Raw genomic sequence first — 20,765 nt, 5'->3', positions numbered from 1 at the left:
ACGTCAGCGCCAAACCCGATACCCTCGGTGAGTCAGATTCCACAGGTTTTGGTATTACCGCAGACGACGACGCGCAGGACGTCGACGATATCCTGCGCAATGCCGACATGGCGCTCTATGCCTCCAAGAAGAGCGGCCGCAACTGCGCCACCGCCTTCGACCTCGCCATGGCGCAGGAACGCTCGATTGACCGCGCGCTGGAAAAGGACCTCGAATACGCCTTCGAGCGCGACCAGCTGCGCATGGTCTATCAGCCAATTCACTCGGTCGTCGACGACGCGCGCGAGGTCGAGGCGCTGGTGCGCTGGCGCCATCCCGAACTCGGCGACGTGTCGCCCTCCAGCTTCATCCCCGCCGCCGAGCGCAGCGGGCTGATGGTGCGGCTCGGCGAATGGATCATCGAGCGCGCGCTGGCCGACTTCGCACAGTGGCCCGAGATGCTCCTCAGCATCAACCTGTCGCCGCTGCAGTTGCAGCACGAAGGGTTCAGCGGCTTCCTCCTCGACGCCTGCCGCCGCAACGGCATCGTCCCGCAGCGCCTTTTCCTGGAAGTGACCGAATCGCTCTCGATCGAGCGCAACACGCGGGCACTGCTGACGCTGAACCTGCTGCGCACCCTTGGATTCCGCATCGCGCTCGACGATTTCGGCACCGGCTATTCGTCGCTATCGATGGTCAAGAGCTTCAAGTTCGACCGCATGAAGCTGGACCGCAGCCTCGTGATGGATCTCGGGCAGGACCCGGCCTCGGTGGCAGTGCTGGAAGCGGCAGTGACGATGGCCCGCCACGTCGGCGCCGAAGTGGTAGCTGAAGGGATCAGCGAGGCGCATCTCATCGGCGCGACCAAGTCGGCCGGATGCACGCACCTTCAGGGCTATTACTACAGCAAGCCGATCGAGGCAGCCGAAGTCCTTGGCTACTTCGCGAATGCCGAGGACGATCTCGCGCAAGTAGCGTGAGTGGAGAGCGGCATCCCCGTCAGGCGCGCGTGAAGCGCCAGCGGTCGGCGTCGCTCTCTTCGGCATCGAAGCGGTAGCCGTCGGTGTCGAAACCGCGCATCGCATCGACGTCGGTGATGTGGTGCTCGCACATCCAGCGCGCCATCATGCCGCGCGCGCGCTTGGCGTTGAAGCTGATGAAGCGGGGACCGTTGGGGCCGGGTTCGCGGAACTCGACCTCGATCACCCGGATGCCGGAAAGGCGACCGGAGACGGCGGCGAAATATTCCTGGCTGGCAAGGTTGAGCACGACGCCCGATCCTTCCTCCGCCACCTGTTCGCGCAGCAGCGCGGCGATGCGGTCGCCCCACCAGTCGGTCAGGCTCTTGTGCCGCGGAGCCCAGCGAGTGCCCATCTCCAGCCGGTAAGGCTTGATCGTGTCGAGCGGGCGCAGCAGCCCGTAGAGGCCCGAGAGCATGCGCAAGTGATCCTGCGCGAAGGTCACGCCCGGCTCGTCCAGCGTATGCGCCTCGAACCCGGTGTAGACGTCCCCGGCGAAGGCGAACAGCGCCTGCCGCTCGGGCAGTTCGGCGAAGTCCCGGAAGCGATCGGCGTTCAGCTTCGCCAGGCGCGGCGAGATGTGCATCAGCTCGGAAAGGCGCTTCTGCGTGAGGTTCGCGGCCGAGCGCGCAAGGCTGGTCGCTTCTTCCACGAAATGCGGAGTCGAAACGGAGAGCGGCGGGAGCTCACGCTCGAAATCGAGCGTCTTGGCGGGAGATAGCAGGGCAATCATCGGCGCGTGCGGTAGCGAGCGCGAACGGGTGCGTCAAATGGCGCTCGGCCGATGTCCCTCAGCTGGAAGCGCCCGCAAGCGGGCTGCGCGCGATGCGACGACGCTTTTCGCCGATCTCCTGCTTTGCCTTCTCGATCAGCTGGAGTTCGGTGACGGCCAGAAGATCCTCCGAAACCCGCATGAGATGAGCGCGCATCGCGGCCCGCGCCTGCTCCGCATCACGCTGGAGCAAGGCGTCATAGACGCGGCGATGTTCATCGGGACGCGGGTTGATACCCACCCGGCGGGCTTGCTCGAACATATGGCGGCATAGCGGCGATTGCTCGCGCAAATCCCACAAGTGCTCGACCGTCTGGGCCACCAGTGAGCTTTGCGTGCCCTCCGCGATCGCCATGTGGAACTGGCGGTCTAGCGCCAGTTCCTCCGCCGTCGCGGGATCGAGCGCTTCCATCCGTTCGAGAATTTCACCGACCCGCGCCACTTCCTCGTCGGACATGACCGTCGCCGCCAGCGCGGCCGCCTCCCCCTCGAACATGATCCGCGCCTCGATCAGTTCAAAGGCGCCGACGTTGAGTTCGGCAGGCATGCGGTCGGCAGGCATGTTTTCGGTCACGTAGACCCCCGAACCGTGACGCACTTCCACCAGTTCACGGATCTCCAGCGCGATCATCGCCTCACGAATGGTGGGGCGGCTGACCTGGAACTTCTCGGCAAGGTCACGCTCCGCAGGCAGACGGCTTCCGGCCGGGTATTGCCCGCTCCTGACACCCTGTTCGATTTCCTGCGCTACGCGCTGGTATAGTTTCAAGCGTTCCGCCATGAATCCTGAATGTCACAAGCGGCAGGCGCTCGCAAGTTATCTTACCACTTCGCAAGTGCGGCATAGGGCGCCGCTGCATCGGCTGCCGGGATGGCCCCGCGCCGCATGACGTTCCATCCAGCCAGGCGATGCCCCGCGATAGCCGCCTGCGGCACCGGCGCGCCCTGCATCCGGGCGGCGAGGTAGCCGCCGTTGAATGCGTCGCCCGCACCGCTGGTATCGACCGGGCTGAGGGTGCTGGGTACGGGGCAGGCAGTCCCGTCAGGCAGCAGGCAGCCTTGGGCGCCAAGTTTGACCACCACCTCCCCGCAGCCCAGGCGTTGCCAGTGCGCGGCGACTGCCTCTGGTGATCCCGCGCCGTCCAGCAGCGCCTCGTCCTCGAACGTGGGCAAGCCGATATCAGCAAAGGCAATGGCCTTGTCCCGCATCCGCGCTGCTGCCTCGGCGGATTCCCACAGGCGCGGACGGTAATTGCCGTCAAAGGCGACCACGCCGCCACGATCGCGAACACGCCCTGCCAGCCGGAGCAGATCCTGACGCCCCTGCGGCGGCAGGATCGCCAGCGAAATGAGCGAAAAGCACAAGAGGTCAGCCGTTTCGGCGACATCCATCGCGGCGTCCACCGCTTCCAGCTCGAACAGCGCCCGCGCCGCGCTCGCCTCGCGCCAGTACGTGAAACTGCGCTCGCCGGCATGATCGGTCGTAATCGCATAGAGACCGACCTGCCGCGTGGGATGCGTCAGCACCAGCCCGCAGTCGATCCCCTCGCCTGCCCATGCCGTGCGCAAGCCCTTGCTGAACGCATCCGCACCCAGCGCCGTCATGTAGGCGACGTCATTCCCGGCCCGGCGGAGGTGGATAGCAGTGTTCAGCGTATCCCCGCCGAACCCCACGCTCCACGATCCTTCGGAACCGGACAACTCCACCATCGCCTCGCCGAGACAGACGATCCTTGCCACGATACTTCGCCTTACCAGTTCCACATGGTGCCGTCTTCCAACCGTGCGACCGGCAGGTAGGCAGGCTTGTAGGGATACTTCGCGGCCAGTTCCTCGTCGATATCCACGCCGTGTCCCGGGGCTTCGCCGCAGAACAGTTCGCCCGCCTCAAAGTGGTAGTCGTGCGGGAAGACCGCATCGGTCTCCTCCGTGTGGCGCATGTACTCTTGGATACCGAAGTTCGGGACCCAGGTGTCGAAGTGCAGCGCCGTACCCATGGTCACCGGCGAAAGGTCGGTGGCACCATGGCTGCCGGTGCGGATCTGGTAGAGCGCGGCAAGGTCGGCGATGCGACGCAGGTGCGTCACGCCGCCGGCGCTGACGATCGTGCAGCGGATGTAGTCGATCAGCTGGTTCTGGATCAGGTCCTTGGCGTCCCAGATCGTGTTGAAGATTTCGCCCACCGCCAGCGGGGTGACGGTGTGCTGACGGATCAGCTTGAACGCCTCCTGATTCTCGGCCGGGGTCACGTCCTCCAGCCAGAACAGCTGGTAGGGCTCCAGCATCTTGCCGAGATTGGCCGCTTCCTGCGGGGTGTAACGGTGATGGCCGTCATGCAGCAGGTGATGATCGAAGCCGTAGGTCGCGCGCAGCTTGTCGAACAGCTTGGGCACGTAGTTCAGGGCCTTGCGCGTGTCCCATCCGGTGACAGAGGGGAGCGAGGCATCGGCGGGTTCGTAGAACAGCTTGCCACGACCGACGCCGTAGGCGTCCTTGATCCCCGGCACGCCGGTCTGCGCGCGGATCGCCTTGTATCCGAGATCGATGTACTGACCCACTGCATCGACCGTCTCGGCGATGTCGCTGCCGTTCGCGTGACCATAGACCATCACGCCGTCGCGGCTGCGGCCACCGAGCAGCTGATAGAGCGGCATGTTCGCCATCTTGGCCTTGATGTCCCACAGGGCGACGTCGACTGCGGCGATCGCGCGCATCGTCACAGGGCCGCGACGCCAGTAGGCCCCACGATAAAGGTACTGCCAGATATCCTCGATCCGGCGCGGGTCCATGCCGACGATGCAGGGGATGACGTGATCTTCGAGATACGCGACGACGGCCTTCTCGCGCCCGTTCATCGTCGCATCACCGATGCCGTAGACACCCTGATCGGTCATGATCTTGAGCGTCACGAAATTGCGACCGGGGCAGGTCACGATGACCTTGGCCGAAGTGATCTTCACTGGTGATCTCCCTTGAGAGTCGGACGAACCCATGCCCGTACTGACTCGCCTTGCTGCCTCTTCATATTGGCCTTACCTCATTGATGCAATACATCAGATGACTCTGAAGTGCACAGGACCTCCCAAAAAAGACCGGGCAGCCCCATAGGGGGCCGCCCGGCAAAGTCCTGCCGTCAGGGCAGGGTGGGAGAGATCGTCAGGGAGCCGGCTTCACCCAAGGGTCGGCGCCGACGCGCGTGGCCCCATCCACCGCGAAGTCCATCATCTGCCCGCCCGGCCCCGTGTAGCCCGGCCACTGCGGTACGGTCTGGCCATTCGGATTGCCGGTCTTCACGAAGTTGGCGATGTAGGTCGCGATGGTACGGCCCATCTCCTGATCGGCGGGCCGCGTCTTCGCTCCGTACTTGATGTCCACCGTATCGAGGAAATAGGGCAGGTCGTCGGCATGGATGGCGCCGTCGCTCTTGGGCGTGACGGCGGCGTCGGATACGTAGGAAAAGCGGTAGTACCACGTCGGCACGCCCGTCCCGGCAATGGTGTCGGCAAGGTCGCGCGCCCCCCTGATCATCATGCCGTCCCTGCCGCCAAGATCGCCGCTGGTCGCGCCGATGATGGTCGGAACCCTGGCGAACCGGCCCGCCTTGTAGGCCGCCGCCACGTCCGTGGCGACGTCGCCCAGCGGAAACGGCGATGAGAACGTGCGCGGCCCGCCGGTCAGTACCGTGCCGAGCTTGATGTCGCCCGTCACGTTTCGGGCCGGGATCGCGCGCAGCTTGGCCAGCACTTGCGGGTCGTTGGCGGCGACACCCTCCGCCTTGCCGAAGGCGAGCCCGATCGCCTCGGCATCCTTGAGCGTCGAAACCTTGATCGCCGATCCGCTGCCGCCCGACATGACGACTGCCCGCTGGAACAGGTCCTTGCCCTGGGTCGCCGGCGCGGTCACGAGGTTATGGACCGACATGCCGCCCGCGCTCTCGCCCATGATGGTGATGTTCTGCGGATCGCCGCCGAAGGCCGCGACGTTGCGCCTGATCCACTCCATCGCCGCGATCTGGTCCATGAACCCATAATTGGCGAGGCGCCCACCATCCTCCTTCGCCCTGGTCAGCGCCGGATGCGCGAATGTTCCGAAACGGCCCAGCCGATAGTTGAAGCTGACAACCATGACGCCCTGCTGCGCGATGCGCGTGCCGGTGTAGATCAGCCGGGAGGCGGACCCGTTCACGAAGCCGCCGCCATAGATCCACACCAGCACCGGCAGCTTCGTCGCTTCCCCCGAAGGACGCCAGACATTTGCGTAGAGGCAATCCTCCGACGGCGCCGACCCCGGCGGCAACGGCACCGCGTTGTAGTTCTGCATGCAGTCATGGCCATAGGCCGCGCCGTCGCGAACGCCCTCCCACTTCGCGGCGGGCTGCGGCGCGCGCCAGCGCAAGTCGCCCACCGGCGGCGCCGCGAAGGGGATACCCTTGAACGCGGTCACGCCATCGGCATCGACGCCTGATACCGTGCCCTGCTCGACAGTGACCTGCGGCGGCGGCACGTCCTCGGCCTGAGCCACGGATGCGAGAGCCGCAAATGCCAGTGCCGTGCAGCCCAGCGTGATCGTCAACGTGCGCATTGTCATCTCCCGGTTGCGCGAATGCTCAGGATGCGGGTTTGAATTCGAGGGACATGCCCGTTGCCTTGTTGGGCTGGAAGCCCTTCCACAAGGTCGCCGCCGGAGTGCCGGGGCTGTAGCCGGAATAACGCCCTCCCGGGGCTTCCGGCCATTTGCCATCGTTGGAATCCACCACCAGCCCATCCATGTAGGCCGCCTTGGCTTCGTCACCCTTGACCATGCGATCGAGGAAGGCGGTGATGAAGTGCGCCTGCACCGCCAGCAGCCGATCCTTGCGCCAGACCGCATCCTCGAACCACTCGAAGTCCCATAACCTGGCGAGAGCTTCGGGCGGGGCACCGGTCAGGGCGATGCTGTGTCCGGCTTCGCGAAAGGTCAGGAGGTAGCGCGAGGCATGAGCCTGGCCATCGAACAGGCTGCGCACCCCGGGCTGGTAGCCGACCGCCTTGTCCTGGCTGCCGACGATGTAGAGCGTGGGCGCGGTGATCGCCGCCACGCCGGGCGCGGCCCAGAGGCTGAGCGCGGGCGATCCGCCGGCCGGAGCGATGGCGACCACCGCCTTGAGGTTGGGCACCTTGAGCGCATCCGCCCGAGCACCCCCCTTGACGTAAGGCGCCAGAATGCCCCGCGTCCGGCTGGACATGGCCGGATCGAGCGGGGCGCCGGCTGCAGTAAGTACGCCGTAACCGCCCATGGAATAGCCGACGAGCGCGGTACGGCTGACGTCAGCGGCGGCGAAGACGCCCTCCCCCCGCCTTGCCATGCGTGCTGCCTCCGCTGCAACGAAGACGATGTCGAGCGGGCGGCGTGACAGAGGCCCTGCCCGCGCTGCATCAGTGCGAATGCTGATCGCGGGATCATGGAATGCGGGCGCGGCAACGAGATAACCCTTGCTGGCGAGGTTCTCGCCCAGCCACGCCAGCACCTCGGGGCTGTTGCTGTAGCCATGCGCCAGGATCACCAGCGGAAAGCGGCCCTTGGCCGGCGCGGCGTTCGTGGACGCTATGCCCGGCACGGTAAAGACGACGTCCTTGCCGTCTTCGTCCGGGAGCGGCGCATGATAGGTCGTGGCGGGACCGGCCGCGGCGGCCGGATACCACAAGCGGACAGTCAGGTGGCGGTCGATCTTCGCGGGGCTGTCATCACCCTGAAGCGGATCGAACTGGCCCGGCTGCACCAGCTCGATGGTCCCGGTGCCGACCGGCAGGCGGCCGAGCGCTGCCAGTTCCGGTGCATCGGGGCCAGGAATGGTGGGAGAGCCGGGCACCTGCCCGGCGGCGATCGCCAGAGGCGCGACGGCGACAAGCGTCAGGGGCAGCAACAGCGCGCGAAGCATCGTCATCTCCCTTGCAGAAAGTCGGGGGTGCGGGCCTTGCGCTGCCCGCACCCCCGAAAGAAATCGGGGGCGACCAGCGCCCCCGACCCTCTTCAGAAATTCAGGTTGAACCGGACCCCGCCGTAACGGCGGAAGTCACGCGGGAGGATCGCGTTGGCGGCGGGACTGTTTCCGAAGAAGTTCGCGCGGTTGATAATGGTGGCGTAATACTGCTGGTCGAACACGTTGTTGACGAAGGCCACCACTTCCCAGGCCCTGTCCTCGGCGCGAACGCCCAGGCCCAGGTTGACGATGTGGAAGGCATCCATCTGGATCGCCGGGTCATTGGCGTGGGTCGCGCTCTGGTACTGCCAACTCACTTGCGCGACGCCGCGCAGGCTGTCGGTCAGGGCAGGCGTGAAGTCCGCGCTGGCCTGCAGGTTCCAGGTGGGCGAAGTCAGGCGCTCGCCGGTCAGGCTCTGGCGAGCCGGCGAACCGGTACAGCCCTGCGCGGCAGTCTGACCGATATAGCAGGGCGCGCCCTCGAACTCGGTGTACTTGGCATCGAGGTAGGTGCCTGCCGCGCTCAACGTCAGGTCCTGTGCCGGCCGCAGGAAGACCTCGGTTTCGATGCCTCGGGTACGCAGGCCGCCAACGTTGGTCAGGCGGAAGAACTGCGTGATGCCGTCCGTCTCGATCGACTGTGCCTGCAGGTTCTTGTAGTTCGTGTTGAACAGCGTGACGTTGAGCGTCACGGCGCGGTCAAGGAACTGGCTGCGCAGGCCCAGTTCCCAGTCCTTCGAGGTCTCGGGCTTGATCGCTCCCGCAGCCGCGCGGGTTGCGTTGAAGCCGGTCGAAAGATCGTAGGTCTGGCCCTTGTAGCCGGTCGCGAAAGTGCCGAACATGCTGATGTCAGGCGTGAATTCGTAGCGCAGGCTGGCCTTGTAGGTGTCGGCGGTGTCGCTGGCGCTGCCCGACCAGTAGCCGTTGCCGTTGTAGATGTCGTTGAAGGTGTACGACACCTTTTCGTTCTGCAGGCGCGCGCCGCCGGTCAGTGTCAGGCCCTGAACCGGTTCCCAGTCCGCCTGCACGAAGCCTGCGATCTGGCGCTGCTTGGCGGTGGCAAACCACTGCGCCAGCGAGAACTCAGGCCCGCGATAGAACGGACGATTGAAGCGGGTGTCGGCGAAGTAGACGCCCACGGTGTAGCGGAACTTGTCCGTAGCGGGCGACTGGAGGCGCACTTCCTGCGTCACCATCTCGGAGTTGAAGGTGCCGCGCTCGATATTGTTGCCGCCAACCGGTGCAACGGTCTGGTCCTGGTCGACGAAGTCGTGGAGCGTGAAGCGGTCGTAGGACGTGATCGAGGTCAGCGTCATGTCGCCGATGCCGAACTCGCCGCGCAGGTAGCCGCCGTAGCCGTGGTAATCGGTGCCCGAATCGACGTTGTCGACGACCTGCTGGTTGTCGGGCGAGACGGTGATGCCCGGCAACACGACATCGGCGGTGTAGCCCGGCGTATTACGGTACAGCGCGCCGCTTGCGAGGTTGATGAACGGCATGCCCGAGTGGGTTTCGCCGTCGTTGTAGTTGGCCGCCAGGGTGATGGCGACGTCGCTGCCGGGTTCCCACTTCAGCTTGCCGCGGAAGCTGGAGGCCTTGCGGCTGTTGACGTCCTTGTTGAGCGTGATGTTGCGGACGTTGCCGTCCCACCACGAATAGCTGCCCGAGACGATGAAGCCGAGCGTATCGGTGAGCGGGCCGGAAACGCTGAAGCTGCTGGCGACTTCGTCATCGCTGGTCACCTTGCCGTTGACGCGCATTTCCAGCTTGTCGGAGGGGCCACGAGTGATGAGGTTGATGAGACCGGCCGAGGCGGCCTTTCCGTAGAGCGTGCTCTGCGGGCCGCGCAGCACTTCGAGGCGCTCCACGTCGGGCAGGTCGGTGAAGGCGCGCGCCTGGAAGGCCAGAGGCACTTCGTCGATCAGCACCGCGACGCTGGGCTCGACGCCGATGCCGAATGCATACGTGCCGACGCCGCGCAGCGAGATGTTGGCGCTCTGCGGCTGCTGCGCCGGGTTGATACGCAGCGAGGGAGCGACCTTGTAGAGATCCTGAAAGCCGCTGACACCGGCCGCCTGCAGCTTGGTGGGTGCAACGACCGAGACGGCGAGCGGAACATCCTGGACGCTTTCAGCGCGCTTGTTGGCGGTTACGATGATGTCGCCGCCATAATTGTCCGCCGCGCCCGCCTGAGCGGGCGCAGGGGCCGGAACCGCGTCCTGAGCCATCGCCGGCACGGCGAACGCGCTGGCGCCCGCGATGATCGAGGTTGCACAGAGGTGATGCCAAAGTCTCATCTATTATTCTCCTCCCCTTCGTCCAGCGAAGGTCATCCCAGCAGTGGCTTTATCAGCCTGTCCCAAGTCGATTATCAACTGACCTTACCAATAGCAATGGAATGTTTTGCCCTGTTTGCCGAATTTATCGTGCCATGAAGCGCATGAAGGTGCACACGCAGTCAAACGCCCCCGAAGCAAAGGCATCGGGGGCGCTAAAAATGGCTTAAATCGGGCTATTTCAGGCGCTTTATTCTACGATAGACCGACCGCAGGAGCGCCAACTTGACCGGTCAGGCCACCGTTACCCGAACCCCGGACCGCCTCCCATGTTCCACGGTAGTCGTCGCGTGCCCTTCGACCACCAGCTTGCGTGATTCGCCGACCGGCAGCAGCAGCGTGATCGCGCCATCTCCGAAGACGCCGCTACCCGAGCGCGTTACGGTTACGATCACCTCATCGGAAGTGGTCCTGCAAGTTCCGCTCCAGATATCGGCGTCGCCATAACCCTCGCCATCATCCTCGTGGAACGACCACGCGGCGCATTCGCCGCGCGTCGGCGGGAACAGCCACAGGCCGCGCTCGAACGCGCCGGGGCGCGCACCGCCCGGAGCAAGATCGACCGGGATCGCACTGCCTGCGCGGGCGAGCACGCTCGGCAGGCCCTCGAGCGGAGCCGGAAGGGTGACGACCTGCCCGCCTGCATGAACGGCGCCCGTCCACGGGTCGATCCAGTCGGCGGCGGCAGGCAAGGTCGTGCCGACACTCTCCACGCCGGGCTCGCATGCGAGCACGACGAGCAGGTCACGCCCCATAAGGTGTGCATCATCGTCCGTCCACGCGGCTGCATCCTCGGGGAAATCGAGCCACAACGGGCGCGATACCGGCTCGTAATCCCGATGATAGCGCCACAACAGGTCCGAGAGGTACGGGATCAGCGTCTGGCGCAGCGCCATCAGGCGGCGCATCGCGGGAAGCTGCTCCGGGTACATCCAGGGTTCGTTGACGCTGGCATCGTCGTTCCAGCTGTGGATCGAGAAGCGCGGCATCAGCACGCCCGCCTGCACCCAGCGCAGGAACAGTTCCGGCTCCGGCTTGCGGCCCGCGAACCCGCCCACGTCGTGCCCGCTGTTGGACACGCCCGAAAGCGCCAGCCCCAACCCCATCTTGGCATTGTAGCGGATGGTCTTCCAGTCGGTACGGTTGTCGCCGGTCCACGTCTGCGCATAGCGATGGAGCCCCGCCATGCCGCTCCGCGTGACCACGTAGGGACGGCGCACCGCGTCATGCTCCACCTGAGCCCGGCGCGAGGCCCGCATCATCAGCAGCGACTGCAAGGGCCGCGCCTCGGCAGCCGGGCGCGGCGAGCCGAAGAAATCGAACAGCGCCCGCCGGTCCCACACGCCATATTCGTTGTTGTCGTTCCAGGTCGAGCGGATGCCGTAGTCGAGCAGCGCCGCCTTCACCTGCGCCCGCCACCAGGCCGCGCCTTCGGGCCTGGTAAGGTCGATGAAGGAGCCGAGTTCGTCCCAGAACTGCACTTCGATCGGCGTGCCATCGGCGTCGGCGACCAGCAGCCCGGCCTCGGCCAGTTCGGCGAAGCGCGGATGGTCGCGCAGGAACGCGGGCTTGATGTTGGGCACCAGTTCGATCCCCGCCGCGCGGTAGCTCTCGACGAAGGCGGCGGGATCGGGGAACTTGTCGCGGTTCCAGTTGAAGACGTAACGCTTCGGCCCGATCGAGGTGTAGCCCGAGGACAAGTGGAACGAGGTGCAGCCGATATCGTGCTCCTCCAGCTTGTCCACGAACTCCTGCATCCGCGCCTGCGCATCGGGGGCGTCGGTGTAGGTCATCGTCGAGCCGGAATAGCCCAAAGCCCAGCGCGGCATCAGCGCCGGACGCCCCGTCAGCCAGGTAAACCGCCGCGTCACCGCCAGCGCATCCGGCCCGGCGATCATGTAGAGGTCAAGGTCACCGCTCTCCGCCACGACGGAGCGATAGTGGCCGTGGTAGTTGTCCAGTTCCTCGCCGAGATCGACGGTGACGTCGGCCATGATGTCGTAGAACGCACCGTGGCAGACGTTCTGCGCATCGGCGACGAGCAGGTAGGGGATCGTCTTGTAGAGCGGGTCCGAACTCTGCGCGTCATAGCCCATCGGATCGAGGTTGGTCATGCGCAGACGCCGCCCTGCCCGGTCCATGCCGCCCGAACGCTCGCCGAGGCCGTAGTAGCGCTCTCCCGCCGGACGCGCGACGTAGTGCGCCACGCGGCCATCCCACCAGCCGAAGTCGTAGCTCTGGGTCGGGCGGTCGGCCATCATCAGCTGCCAGCCGTCGCCTGCGCGCTGCTCCCAGCGGCAGTGGAAGCCGTCGAGGCGGATCGTCAGGCGAATGCGCGCGGTCTCGATCACCAGCATGCCGTCGGCGTCGTCGAGGCGGTAGTCGGGGCAGGCGAAGCCCTCCACGCTCATACGGTCACGGCCGGGTTCGGCGACGTCCTCGGCGCCGGGCGCGACGGCCCAGCTCGGCGGCCCCTTCACGCTGCCTTCGGGCAGGAGAAGCAGGCGCACGACGTCCTCCTCCAGCACGAAGACATGCGCGACGGCGGCGGTGTCGCTGCGCAGGGTGACGCGGCCGGCATAGCGCTCGGCGACGTGGAACAGCGGCGGGCGGGAGAGGGTCGCTTGACGCATGAACTTACTCCGAAACGGCGGAGCGCAGGCGGCCGATCATGGCGATCAGCACGGCCGCGCCGAGAAGGTCGAAAACCGAAAGGCAGGCAAACAGCGGGGCATAGCCGACACTGTCGGCCAGTTGCCCGATCAGCAGCGAGAACAGCAGGCCGCCAAGCCAGCCCGCCTGTCCAACGAAGCCGTTGGCGGTGCCCACTTCCTCGGGCGAGAAGACGTCGGCGCTCAGCGTGTTGATCAGCACCGAGATGATCTGGTGCGCGAAACCACCGACGCAGAACAGTGCGATCGCGGTGTAGGGATCGGCGGCAAGGCCGATGCAGCCCGGCGCGATCATCAGCACGGCGGCAAGGCTGATCGCCGTGACGCGCGAGGGGATCAGGCTCATGCCGAAGCGCTTCATGAAGAACGGCGAGAGATAACCGCCCAGCACGCCGCCGAGGTCCGCCGCGAGGAACGGCAGCCACGCGAACAGCGCTATCTGCTTGATGTCCATGCCGCGCTCATGCGCCAGATAGAGCGGAATCCAGAAGCTGAAGGTCTGCCACGCGGGCTCCGCAAGAAAGCGCGGAATCGCGATCGACCAGAAGCGCGGGCTGGATACGATCTCCTTCGCCGAGGCCCGGCGGGCGGGCGCGACCGGGCGGTCGTGCTCGATATAGGCGCGCTCTTCCGGGGTGATCGCCCAGTGCTTCTGTGGCGAGCGATAGAGGCGATACCAGCCATAGGCCCAGAACAGCCCGACCCCGCCAGTGACGAGGAAGGCGGCGCGCCAGTCGGCGGCGAGCGAGACGGCGATGACCAGCGGCGGCGCGATCAGCGCGCCCAGCGAGGTGCCCGCATTGAACCAGCCGGTCGCGACCGAGCGTTCCTTCGCAGGGAACCATTCGGCGATGGCCTTCATCCCTGAGGGGATCGCGGCGGCCTCGCTCATGCCCAGAAGCCCGCGGAAAAAGGCGAGCCCCATCCAGCCGCCCGCGAAGGCGTGGGCCATGTTGGCGAGTGACCATGCGGCGGCGAAGAGCGCGAAACCGACCTGCAGGCCCACCCGGTCGACGATCCAGCCGCAGACCGGCTGCATCACCGTGTAGGCCAACTGGAAGGCGCCGACGATGTAGCTGTACTGCTGCGTCGAGATATGCAGCACGCTCGTCAGTTCGGGAGCCAGCGCGCCCAGCGAATTGCGGGCGAGGTAGTTCAGGATCGTGCCGACACAGATCAGCGCGACGATCCACCAGCGCAAGTGACGCACGGTTCTCACCGCCCCGCTCCCTTGGCCCGCGTCCGGATTCCGACCGCCTTCATGCTCTGTCTCCCAAGATTCTTATCGTTGATTAGTCGCGGAAAACCGCCATGTCCAGAGAGGTCTTACCATTCTGGACAAGCCAAATTACGGCCATTCCGCAAGGTGCTCATCGAGCGCGGATTCGACCGATTTGTCGAGTTTCAGGCCGAGTTTGGAGCGCCGGAACAGCACGTCGCGGCCGGTGCGTGCCCATTCGTGGCGGGCCAGATAATCGACCTCGGCGGCATAGAGATCGCCGCCGAAATGGTGGCCGAGTCCCGCCACGTCGCGAGCATCTCCGAGCAGGGTGGCGACGCGGGTGCCGTAAGCGCGGGCGAGGCGGCGCAGGAGGGGGGCGGGGAGGTTCGGGCGTTCGGCGATCAGGGTCGCGACGAAGCGTTCGAAGTCCGCCTCGGGCATGTCGCCGCCGGGCAGCGTGGCGCCGGCGGTCCAGGCGCCGGATTTGGGGGAGAGGAGCGGCGCGAGCTTCTCCATCGCGTGCTCGGCAAGCTTGCGATAAGTGGTGATCTTGCCGCCGAAGATGTTGAGCATCGGCGCGCGGCCGTCCTCCGCATCGAGGTCAAGCACATAGTCGCGGGTCACCGCCGAAGCGCTGCTGGCGCGGTCGTCGTAGAGCGGGCGGATGCCGGCGTAGCTCCAGACGAGGTCGCTTTCGCTCACCGGGCGGGTGAAGTAGCAGGCCACGGTGTCGAGGAGGTAGCGGGTCTCGCCTTCCGAGATCGCGGCGGCGCCGGGGGCCTCGTTCCAGGCTTCGTCGGTGGTGCCGATGAGGGTGAATTCGCCCTGGTAGGGGATCGCGAAAACTACCCGTTTGTCAGGGTTCTGCAGCAGGAAGGCGTGCTCGCCTTCGTAAAGGCGGGGCACGACGATGTGGCTGCCCTTGATCAGCCTGACGCCGCGATCGCTGCGGCCATCGGGGACGCGGGCGATCACGTCGGCGACCCACGGACCGGCGGCATTCACGAGAGCGCGGGCGCGGACGTTATGCCTCCCTTGCGCGTCGGAAATCATCGCGGTCCAGAGGCCGTCGGAGCGCTCGGCCGAGACCAGCCGGGTGCGGGTGCGAATCTGTGCGCCGCGTGCCTGGGCGTCCATCGCGTTGAGGACGACGAGGCGGCTGTCTTCTACCCAGCAGTCCGAATAGACGAAGGATTTTGCGCCGGATTTCAAACCGTTACCTCGCGGATCGTGGTCCAGCTTGGCGATCGTGCGGGTGGCGGGGAGGACCTTGCGGCCGCCGAGGTGATCGTAAAGGAACAGGCCCAGCCGCACCAGCCAGGCGGGGCGCGGGCTGTTGACTTGCGGCAGCACGAAGGACAGCGGCCAGATGATGTGCGGAGCCATGGACAGCAGCCGCTCGCGCTCGATCAGGGCCTCGCGGACCAGCCGGAATTCGCCGTATTCGAGGTAACGCAGGCCGCCGTGGATCAACTTGGTGCTGGCCGAGGAGGTGTGCTGCGCAAGGTCCTCCTGCTCCACCAGAAGCACCGAAAGTCCGCGCCCGGCGGCGTCCCGGGCGATGCCCGCGCCGTTGATACCGCCGCCGACGACCAGTAGATCGTAAGTGCACTCAAGGGCACCCAACGGCACACAAGCGGTATCCAGCGGCACGGAACTGTCCGAAGAAGGCATCAGGCATCCTCTTTCACGGGCCATCACCCCGTTCGGGCGATTGACGTCGTGCTCTATATGAGTAGTAGATTGGCCTTACCAGAAGAAAAATATCTGCCCGAAGTCAACTGACCTCAATGCCGCGTGGAGAGATGTCCAGTGCCAGCCGATTCCTACGTCCTCGCCATCGACCAGGGCACGACCTCGACTCGCAGCATCGTCTTCGATGCACAGGGGCGCCCCCTCGCCACCGCGCAGCGCGAATTCGCCCAGCACTATCCCGAGGACGGCTGGGTCGAACATGATCCCGAGGACATCTGGCGCGACGTGGTCGCCACCGTCGGCGAGGCGATCGCCGAAGCGGGCATCACCGCCGCCGACCTCGCCGCCATCGGCATCACCAACCAGCGCGAGACGGTGGTGGTGTGGGACCGCGCCACCGGAGAGCCGATCCACCGCGCGATCGTCTGGCAGGATCGCCGCACCGCGCGCACTTGCGCGGCCCTGCGCGAAGCCGGTCACGAGGCCATGGTGCGCGCGCGGACCGGCCTGCTGCTCGATCCATACTTCTCCGGAACCAAGGTCGCCTGGATCCTTGACGCGGTGGACGGCGCGCGCGAGCGGGCCGAGCGCGGCGAACTGGCCTTCGGAACGATCGACAGCTTCCTGCTCTGGCGCCTGACCGGCGGCGCCGTCCACGCCACCGACGTCACCAACGCCGGTCGCACCCTGCTCTACGACATTCATGCGCAGTGCTGGGACGCGGACCTCTGCACGCTGCTGCGCGTCCCCATGGCGATGCTGCCGCAAGTGGAGGACAGCAGCCACGTCTTCGGCGAGACGCTGCCGGAACTGTTCGGCGCCCCGGTCACACTGGCGGGCATCGCCGGGGATCAGCAGGCGGCGCTGGTCGGGCAGGCGTGCTTCGCACCCGGCACCGTCAAGTCGACCTACGGCACCGGCTGCTTCGTGCTGCTCAACACCGGCGAGACGGCGGTGACGTCGGAGCACGGCATGCTGACCACGCCCGCCTACCGCATCGGCGGGCGCATGACTTACGCGCTGGAGGGATCGATCTTCGCCGCGGGCGCAGCGGTGAAGTGGCTGCGCGACGGCATCGGCATCATCACCCACGCGCGCCAGACCGATGACATGGCGACGCGCATCGCCGACAACCACGGCGTCTACATGGTCCCCGCCTTCGTCGGCCTCGGGGCGCCGCACTGGGACCCGGAGGCGCGCGGCACGATCGTCGGGCTGACCTTCGACACCGAACCTGCCCACCTCGCCCGCGCCGCGCTGGAGGCGGTCGCGTACCAGACGCTCGACCTGATCGAGGCGATGATCGCCGACAGCGGAACCCTGCCTTCTGCCATCCGTGTGGACGGCGGCATGGCGGGCAATGCGTGGCTGTGCCAGTTCCTCGCCGACGTGCTACGCATTCCGGTAGAGCGGCCCGCGCATCTGGAGACGACGGCGCTGGGCGCGGCCTTCCTTGCCGGGCTGGCGGTCGGCGTCTGGCCCGATACCGACGCCATCGCCTCGGCCGGGCGCGAGAAGACGTGCTACCAGCCTTCGATGCCGGACGACCTGCGCGACCGTCTGCTGACGGGATGGCGGCGGGCGCTGGCCGCCGCTACCGTGAAACTCGCAGCGGTTTGAAGCGCGTTCCGGCCTCTCCTGCATCACCGTCATTGCGGCTGAGGCGGGAACGCATGTCCCGCCGCGTCGCTCCGCCTCGCCTGCGATGACAATCAAGGTGGCGTCGGCCGACGCGAACTGATCCTGCCCCAGCACGGCGCCGTGGCGAGGCCCGGGAGAGCGCCCTCGCACTCTCCCGGATGCTGGCGCTTACTGATCGCGCTTCCAGCCGAAGGCCGAAAGCATGATGTCGAACAGCCGGGTGTTCGGCATGAAGCCGTGCACCTTTTCGGCGCCGGGACCGGATGCGGCCACGATCACTTCCTCGCCGGTGTGGCCGTCCTGGACGCTGATGACGCCATTGGTGGCGTTCGTCACGCCGGGCTTCGCCGCTTCCGCATCGTACTGCTCGACCAGCGGGGTGCCGCGCACGCCGCCGCCCATGCGCAGGCCGAAGCTGTGGTCGGCGGTGAACAGGATCAGGGTGTCCTTGCCGGCGATCTCGTGGACGCGGCGGATCATGTCATCCATCTCGACCACGTGGCGCAGGCCCTTCTTCGGGTCGTCGGTGTGCATGTCCCACTCGACCATGAGGAAGTAGCCCTTGGGATTCTTCGCGAGCTGGGCGATGGTCGCCTCGACCGCCGGGATCGGGGCGAAGTCGCTGTCGCGCAGCACAGCGGCGCGGGCCGCGTCGCGCACGATCGCCGGATCATCCCCGAAGCGGTAACCGGCGTCGGCGAAGGCCTTCTCGGCCGTGGTCTGGCGCGACGCGAACGAGGCGACGGCATCGGCGCGGCCCTTGCCGATCAGGATGTCGACGCCGTTGCCGAAGCGCGGCTTGAGCATCTGCTGGAAGATCGAATCCTTGTCCTTGCGCGCGGCGACGTGGGCGTAAGTGGCCGCCGGGGTCGCATCCCAGATCTTCATGTTGGTCATGACGCCGGTGGAAAGGCCGCGCTGCTCGGCATATTCGAGCAGGGACTTGACCGGAACCACCGCGCCGTTCGGACCGGAGGGAATGGCCGAGACCATCGAATTGTTCGTCTTGTGGCCGGTCATGATCGCCGTCATGCCCGCGCCCGAATCCGTGACCCAGCGATTCGCCGAGGAGGTGTCCGAAAGCGCCACGTAGGGCATCGTGTGGATATAGAGCGACTGCGGCTTGTCGTTGGCGAGGATACCGCCCGCGTTGAGCGTGGGGAGCCCGCCCGCGTCACCGAGGAACACGATGACGTTGCGCGCTTCCTGCGCCTGGGCAAGACCGGCGGTTCCGGTGAGCAGTGCTGCGGCCATGGTGGCCACGGCCTTAATCGAGATGCGCATTCCTGTTACTCCTTCGTGGGGTTTTGCAAATGATGGAGACGCGAGAGGACCAGCCGGGCGCGCAGGCCGGGCCGGTTGTCCTCCAGTTCGAGACGGCCGCCGTGGAGCGAGGCCACGGCGCTGACGAGGCTGAGGCCCAGTCCGCTGCCGGGCGTGCTGCGGGAACTGTCGAGGCGGCCGAACTTGCGCACCGCCTCCGTGCGGCGTTCTTCCGGGATGCCACCGGCACGATCCGCCACGCAGACATGGACTTCGCCGCCTGCGGACCTGGCATCCAGCGCGATCACGCCGCCTTGCGCGCCGTATTTGAGGGCATTGTCGATCAGGTTCGCCAGCGCCCGCGCAACGAGCGCGCGGTTGCCCTGCAGATCAAGGTCGGCCACGCAATCGACGGTGATCGCCACGCCGCTGGCGGCTGCGAGAGGCTGGTATATCTCGCATAAGTCGCGCAGCATCGCGGCGAGGTCGAAGCGCTCGAAAGTGCCGCGCCCGATCCCGGCCTCGGCCCGGCTGATCTCCAGCGCGCTTTCCAGCATATGCAGGACGATGCCCACTTCCTGCGCGATCGTATCGAAACGCTCGCGGTCTGCAGGGGCGGAGGGGGCCGCAGAGGAGCTGGTCGGCGCAGCGGCAAGGGCCTGCGTGACCTGGATGTGGATGCGCGTGAGCGGCGAGCGCAAGTCGTGCGCAAGGGCGTCGGTCAGCGTGCGATGCTCTTCCACCAGCACCTCGATGCGATCGAGCATGGCGTTGAGCGACGCCTTCAGCCGGTCCACCGGATCGCCGCTGCCATCGGTATCCGCGCGGCGGCCGAGATCCCCGGCGCCGACGTGCTGGCCGATGCTGGCGATCGCGGCGACCATGCGGTTCATCTCGCGCACGATAACGAAGCTGCCCAGCAGCCCGACCGGGACCGCCAGCGCGAAGGCCGCGACCAGCGCCAGCAGCAAGGCGCCCTGTACGTCGGCGCGGTTGTCGAGCAGCCCGCCCAGCAGCAGGCGGTGGCCCGACGGGTAGCGCACGGTCCGGACGAGGAACTCCTCGGGCCGGGGCTCTTCCAGGCGCTTCAGCGTGAACGGTGTCCAGTCCGACGGCGCGGCGAGGCCGGCCGGCCAGCGCTCGATATTCCCCGCGAGCTTGCGCCCGGCCGCATCGACGAGAAGGATCGCGGTCTGGTCGCGATGCGCGCGCACCGCGCGGCTGACCACTTCGCGCTGCAACCGTGCGATGCCGCCGATGCCGTACTGCTTGTCGAGATTGCTCTGGCGGAATTCCAGCGGCCGGGTGAAATCGGCCAGGATGATGCGGTCGACCTGGAAGTAGACGTACAGCAGCACCGGCAGGATGCAGGCGAGGCTGAGGACGAGGTGCAGCAGGACGAAGCGCCCGCTCGTGGAGCGCCACGGCGGCAGGCCGCGCCGGGTGACGCTGCCCGGGGTCATGCGGCAGGCCCGAAGCGGTATCCCTCGCCGCGCACCGTGCGCAGCAGGGGGACGAGGCCGGGGCGGTCGATCTCCTTGCGCAGGCTGCTGACGTAGACGTCGATCACGTTGGTGCCGGGGTCGAAATCGTAGTTCCACACGTGCTGGAAGATCATCGAACGGGTGACGACCTGCCCCTGGTTGCGCATCAGGTATTCCAGCAGCTGGACCGCGCGCGGCTGCAGGAGGAGCACCTGGCCCGCCCGCTCCACGCGCGAAGCCAGAAGGTCCAGCGTCAGGTCCGCGCAGGCCAGCCGTGTGACGACCGCGGGCGAGGCGGCGCGGCGGCGGTGCAGGACTTCCAGCCGGGCGAGCAGTTCGGTCATGGCGAAGGGCTTGACCAGATAGTCGTCCGACCCGGCCCTGAGGCCACGCACCCGCTCGTCAGTCGAGCCGATCGCCGAAAGGATGATGACGGGCGTATCGCAACCCTGCGCCCGCAACGTCGCGAGCAGCGCCAGGCCATCCAGCTCCGGCAGCATCCGGTCAAGCACGATGGCGTCGAAGCTGCCTCCCTGGCCCCCGGCTCCCTGACCCCGGCCACCCTGGGCAAGTTCGAGGCCGTGACGGCCGTCGGCGGCGCAGGAAACGGCGTAGCCTTCTTCCTCGAGTCCCGCACGGAGAAACCCGGCGGTGGCCGGGTCGTCTTCCACGACGAGGATGGTCCTGTTCATGCGATCTTCGCGAGAATGCCGGCGACGCCGC

General features: G+C 66.6%; 15 protein-coding genes. 2 read left to right on the top strand and 13 right to left on the bottom strand.

The genetic code is table 11. From position 1 onward, the window contains the following. Nucleotides 1-959, top strand: a 959-nt coding sequence (locus ACODRZ_RS17245; RefSeq protein ID WP_488971814.1) for an EAL domain-containing protein, incomplete at its 5' end; no start/stop codon positions are given. Between the two features lie 19 nt (nt 960-978). Here ACODRZ_RS17245 and yaaA read toward each other — a convergent pair. The 10 genes from yaaA to ACODRZ_RS17195 all read right to left on the bottom strand — a co-directional run bounded on the left by yaaA (nt 979) and on the right by ACODRZ_RS17195 (nt 15,633). Continuing rightward, nucleotides 979-1,731, bottom strand: coding sequence for a peroxide stress protein YaaA (yaaA, locus tag ACODRZ_RS17240; RefSeq protein WP_488971815.1), 753 nt, complete (start codon nt 1,729-1,731; stop codon nt 979-981). 58 nt (nt 1,732-1,789) lie between these two features. Continuing rightward, nucleotides 1,790-2,551 (bottom strand): FadR/GntR family transcriptional regulator, encoded by a 762-nt coding sequence (locus ACODRZ_RS17235; protein WP_488971816.1) that lies wholly within the window; start codon nt 2,549-2,551, stop codon nt 1,790-1,792. Nucleotides 2,552-2,592: 41 nt separating this feature from the next. After that, on the bottom strand, nt 2,593-3,510 hold the full coding sequence (locus ACODRZ_RS17230; protein ID WP_488971817.1) for a sugar kinase: 918 nt from the start codon (nt 3,508-3,510) through the stop codon (nt 2,593-2,595). 11 nt (nt 3,511-3,521) lie between these two features. Next, a complete protein-coding gene (gene manD, locus ACODRZ_RS17225) occupies nt 3,522-4,730 on the bottom strand; it encodes a D-mannonate dehydratase ManD (protein ID WP_488971818.1) in 1,209 nt (402 codons plus the stop codon). Nucleotides 4,731-4,926: 196 nt separating this feature from the next. After that, nucleotides 4,927-6,351: a carboxylesterase/lipase family protein gene (locus tag ACODRZ_RS17220; protein WP_488971819.1), complete on the bottom strand. Its 1,425-nt coding sequence runs from the start codon at nt 6,349-6,351 to the stop codon at nt 4,927-4,929. Between the two features lie 25 nt (nt 6,352-6,376). Further along, on the bottom strand, nt 6,377-7,687 hold the full coding sequence (locus tag ACODRZ_RS17215; protein ID WP_488971820.1) for an alpha/beta hydrolase family protein: 1,311 nt from the start codon (nt 7,685-7,687) through the stop codon (nt 6,377-6,379). A gap of 92 nt (nt 7,688-7,779) precedes the next feature. Next, nucleotides 7,780-10,026, bottom strand: coding sequence for a TonB-dependent receptor (locus ACODRZ_RS17210; protein ID WP_488971821.1), 2,247 nt, complete (start codon nt 10,024-10,026; stop codon nt 7,780-7,782). A gap of 272 nt (nt 10,027-10,298) precedes the next feature. Further along, entirely contained in the window at nt 10,299-12,698 is a 2,400-nt protein-coding gene (locus ACODRZ_RS17205) for a glycoside hydrolase family 31 protein (RefSeq protein ID WP_488971822.1), read from the bottom strand. A gap of 4 nt (nt 12,699-12,702) precedes the next feature. Beyond that, a complete protein-coding gene (locus tag ACODRZ_RS17200) occupies nt 12,703-13,956 on the bottom strand; it encodes an MFS transporter (RefSeq protein WP_488986215.1) in 1,254 nt (417 codons plus the stop codon). Between the two features lie 129 nt (nt 13,957-14,085). Beyond that, nucleotides 14,086-15,633 carry a glycerol-3-phosphate dehydrogenase gene (locus ACODRZ_RS17195; protein WP_488971824.1) on the bottom strand — a complete coding sequence of 516 codons (1,548 nt, stop codon included), beginning with the start codon at nt 15,631-15,633 and terminating at the stop codon, nt 14,086-14,088. Nucleotides 15,634-15,771: 138 nt separating this feature from the next. On the opposite strand from ACODRZ_RS17195, the gene glpK reads away from it, so the two are divergent. Continuing rightward, on the top strand, nt 15,772-17,274 hold the full coding sequence (gene glpK, locus ACODRZ_RS17190; protein WP_488971825.1) for a glycerol kinase GlpK: 1,503 nt from the start codon (nt 15,772-15,774) through the stop codon (nt 17,272-17,274). Between the two features lie 189 nt (nt 17,275-17,463). Here the strand turns inward: glpK and ACODRZ_RS17185 are convergent, their stop codons facing one another. From ACODRZ_RS17185 to ACODRZ_RS17175, 3 genes are read right to left on the bottom strand one after another with little or no spacing between them, the layout of a single operon-like run. Further along, nucleotides 17,464-18,579, bottom strand: coding sequence for an alkaline phosphatase (locus ACODRZ_RS17185; protein ID WP_488971826.1), 1,116 nt, complete (start codon nt 18,577-18,579; stop codon nt 17,464-17,466). A 5-nt stretch (nt 18,580-18,584) separates the two neighbouring features. Next, nucleotides 18,585-20,021, bottom strand: coding sequence for a sensor histidine kinase (locus ACODRZ_RS17180; RefSeq protein WP_488971827.1), 1,437 nt, complete (start codon nt 20,019-20,021; stop codon nt 18,585-18,587). Then, nucleotides 20,018-20,734 (bottom strand): response regulator transcription factor, encoded by a 717-nt coding sequence (locus tag ACODRZ_RS17175; RefSeq protein WP_488971828.1) that lies wholly within the window; start codon nt 20,732-20,734, stop codon nt 20,018-20,020. The genes ACODRZ_RS17180 and ACODRZ_RS17175 overlap by 4 nt, the downstream gene beginning before the upstream one ends. Between the last annotated feature and the right edge of the window lie 31 nt (nt 20,735-20,765).

It is taken from the genome of Novosphingobium sp. FG90 (genome assembly GCF_057808725.1).
The sequence above is the reverse complement of the archived record's forward strand: the minus strand, read 5'-3'. Positions and strand labels throughout refer to the sequence as shown.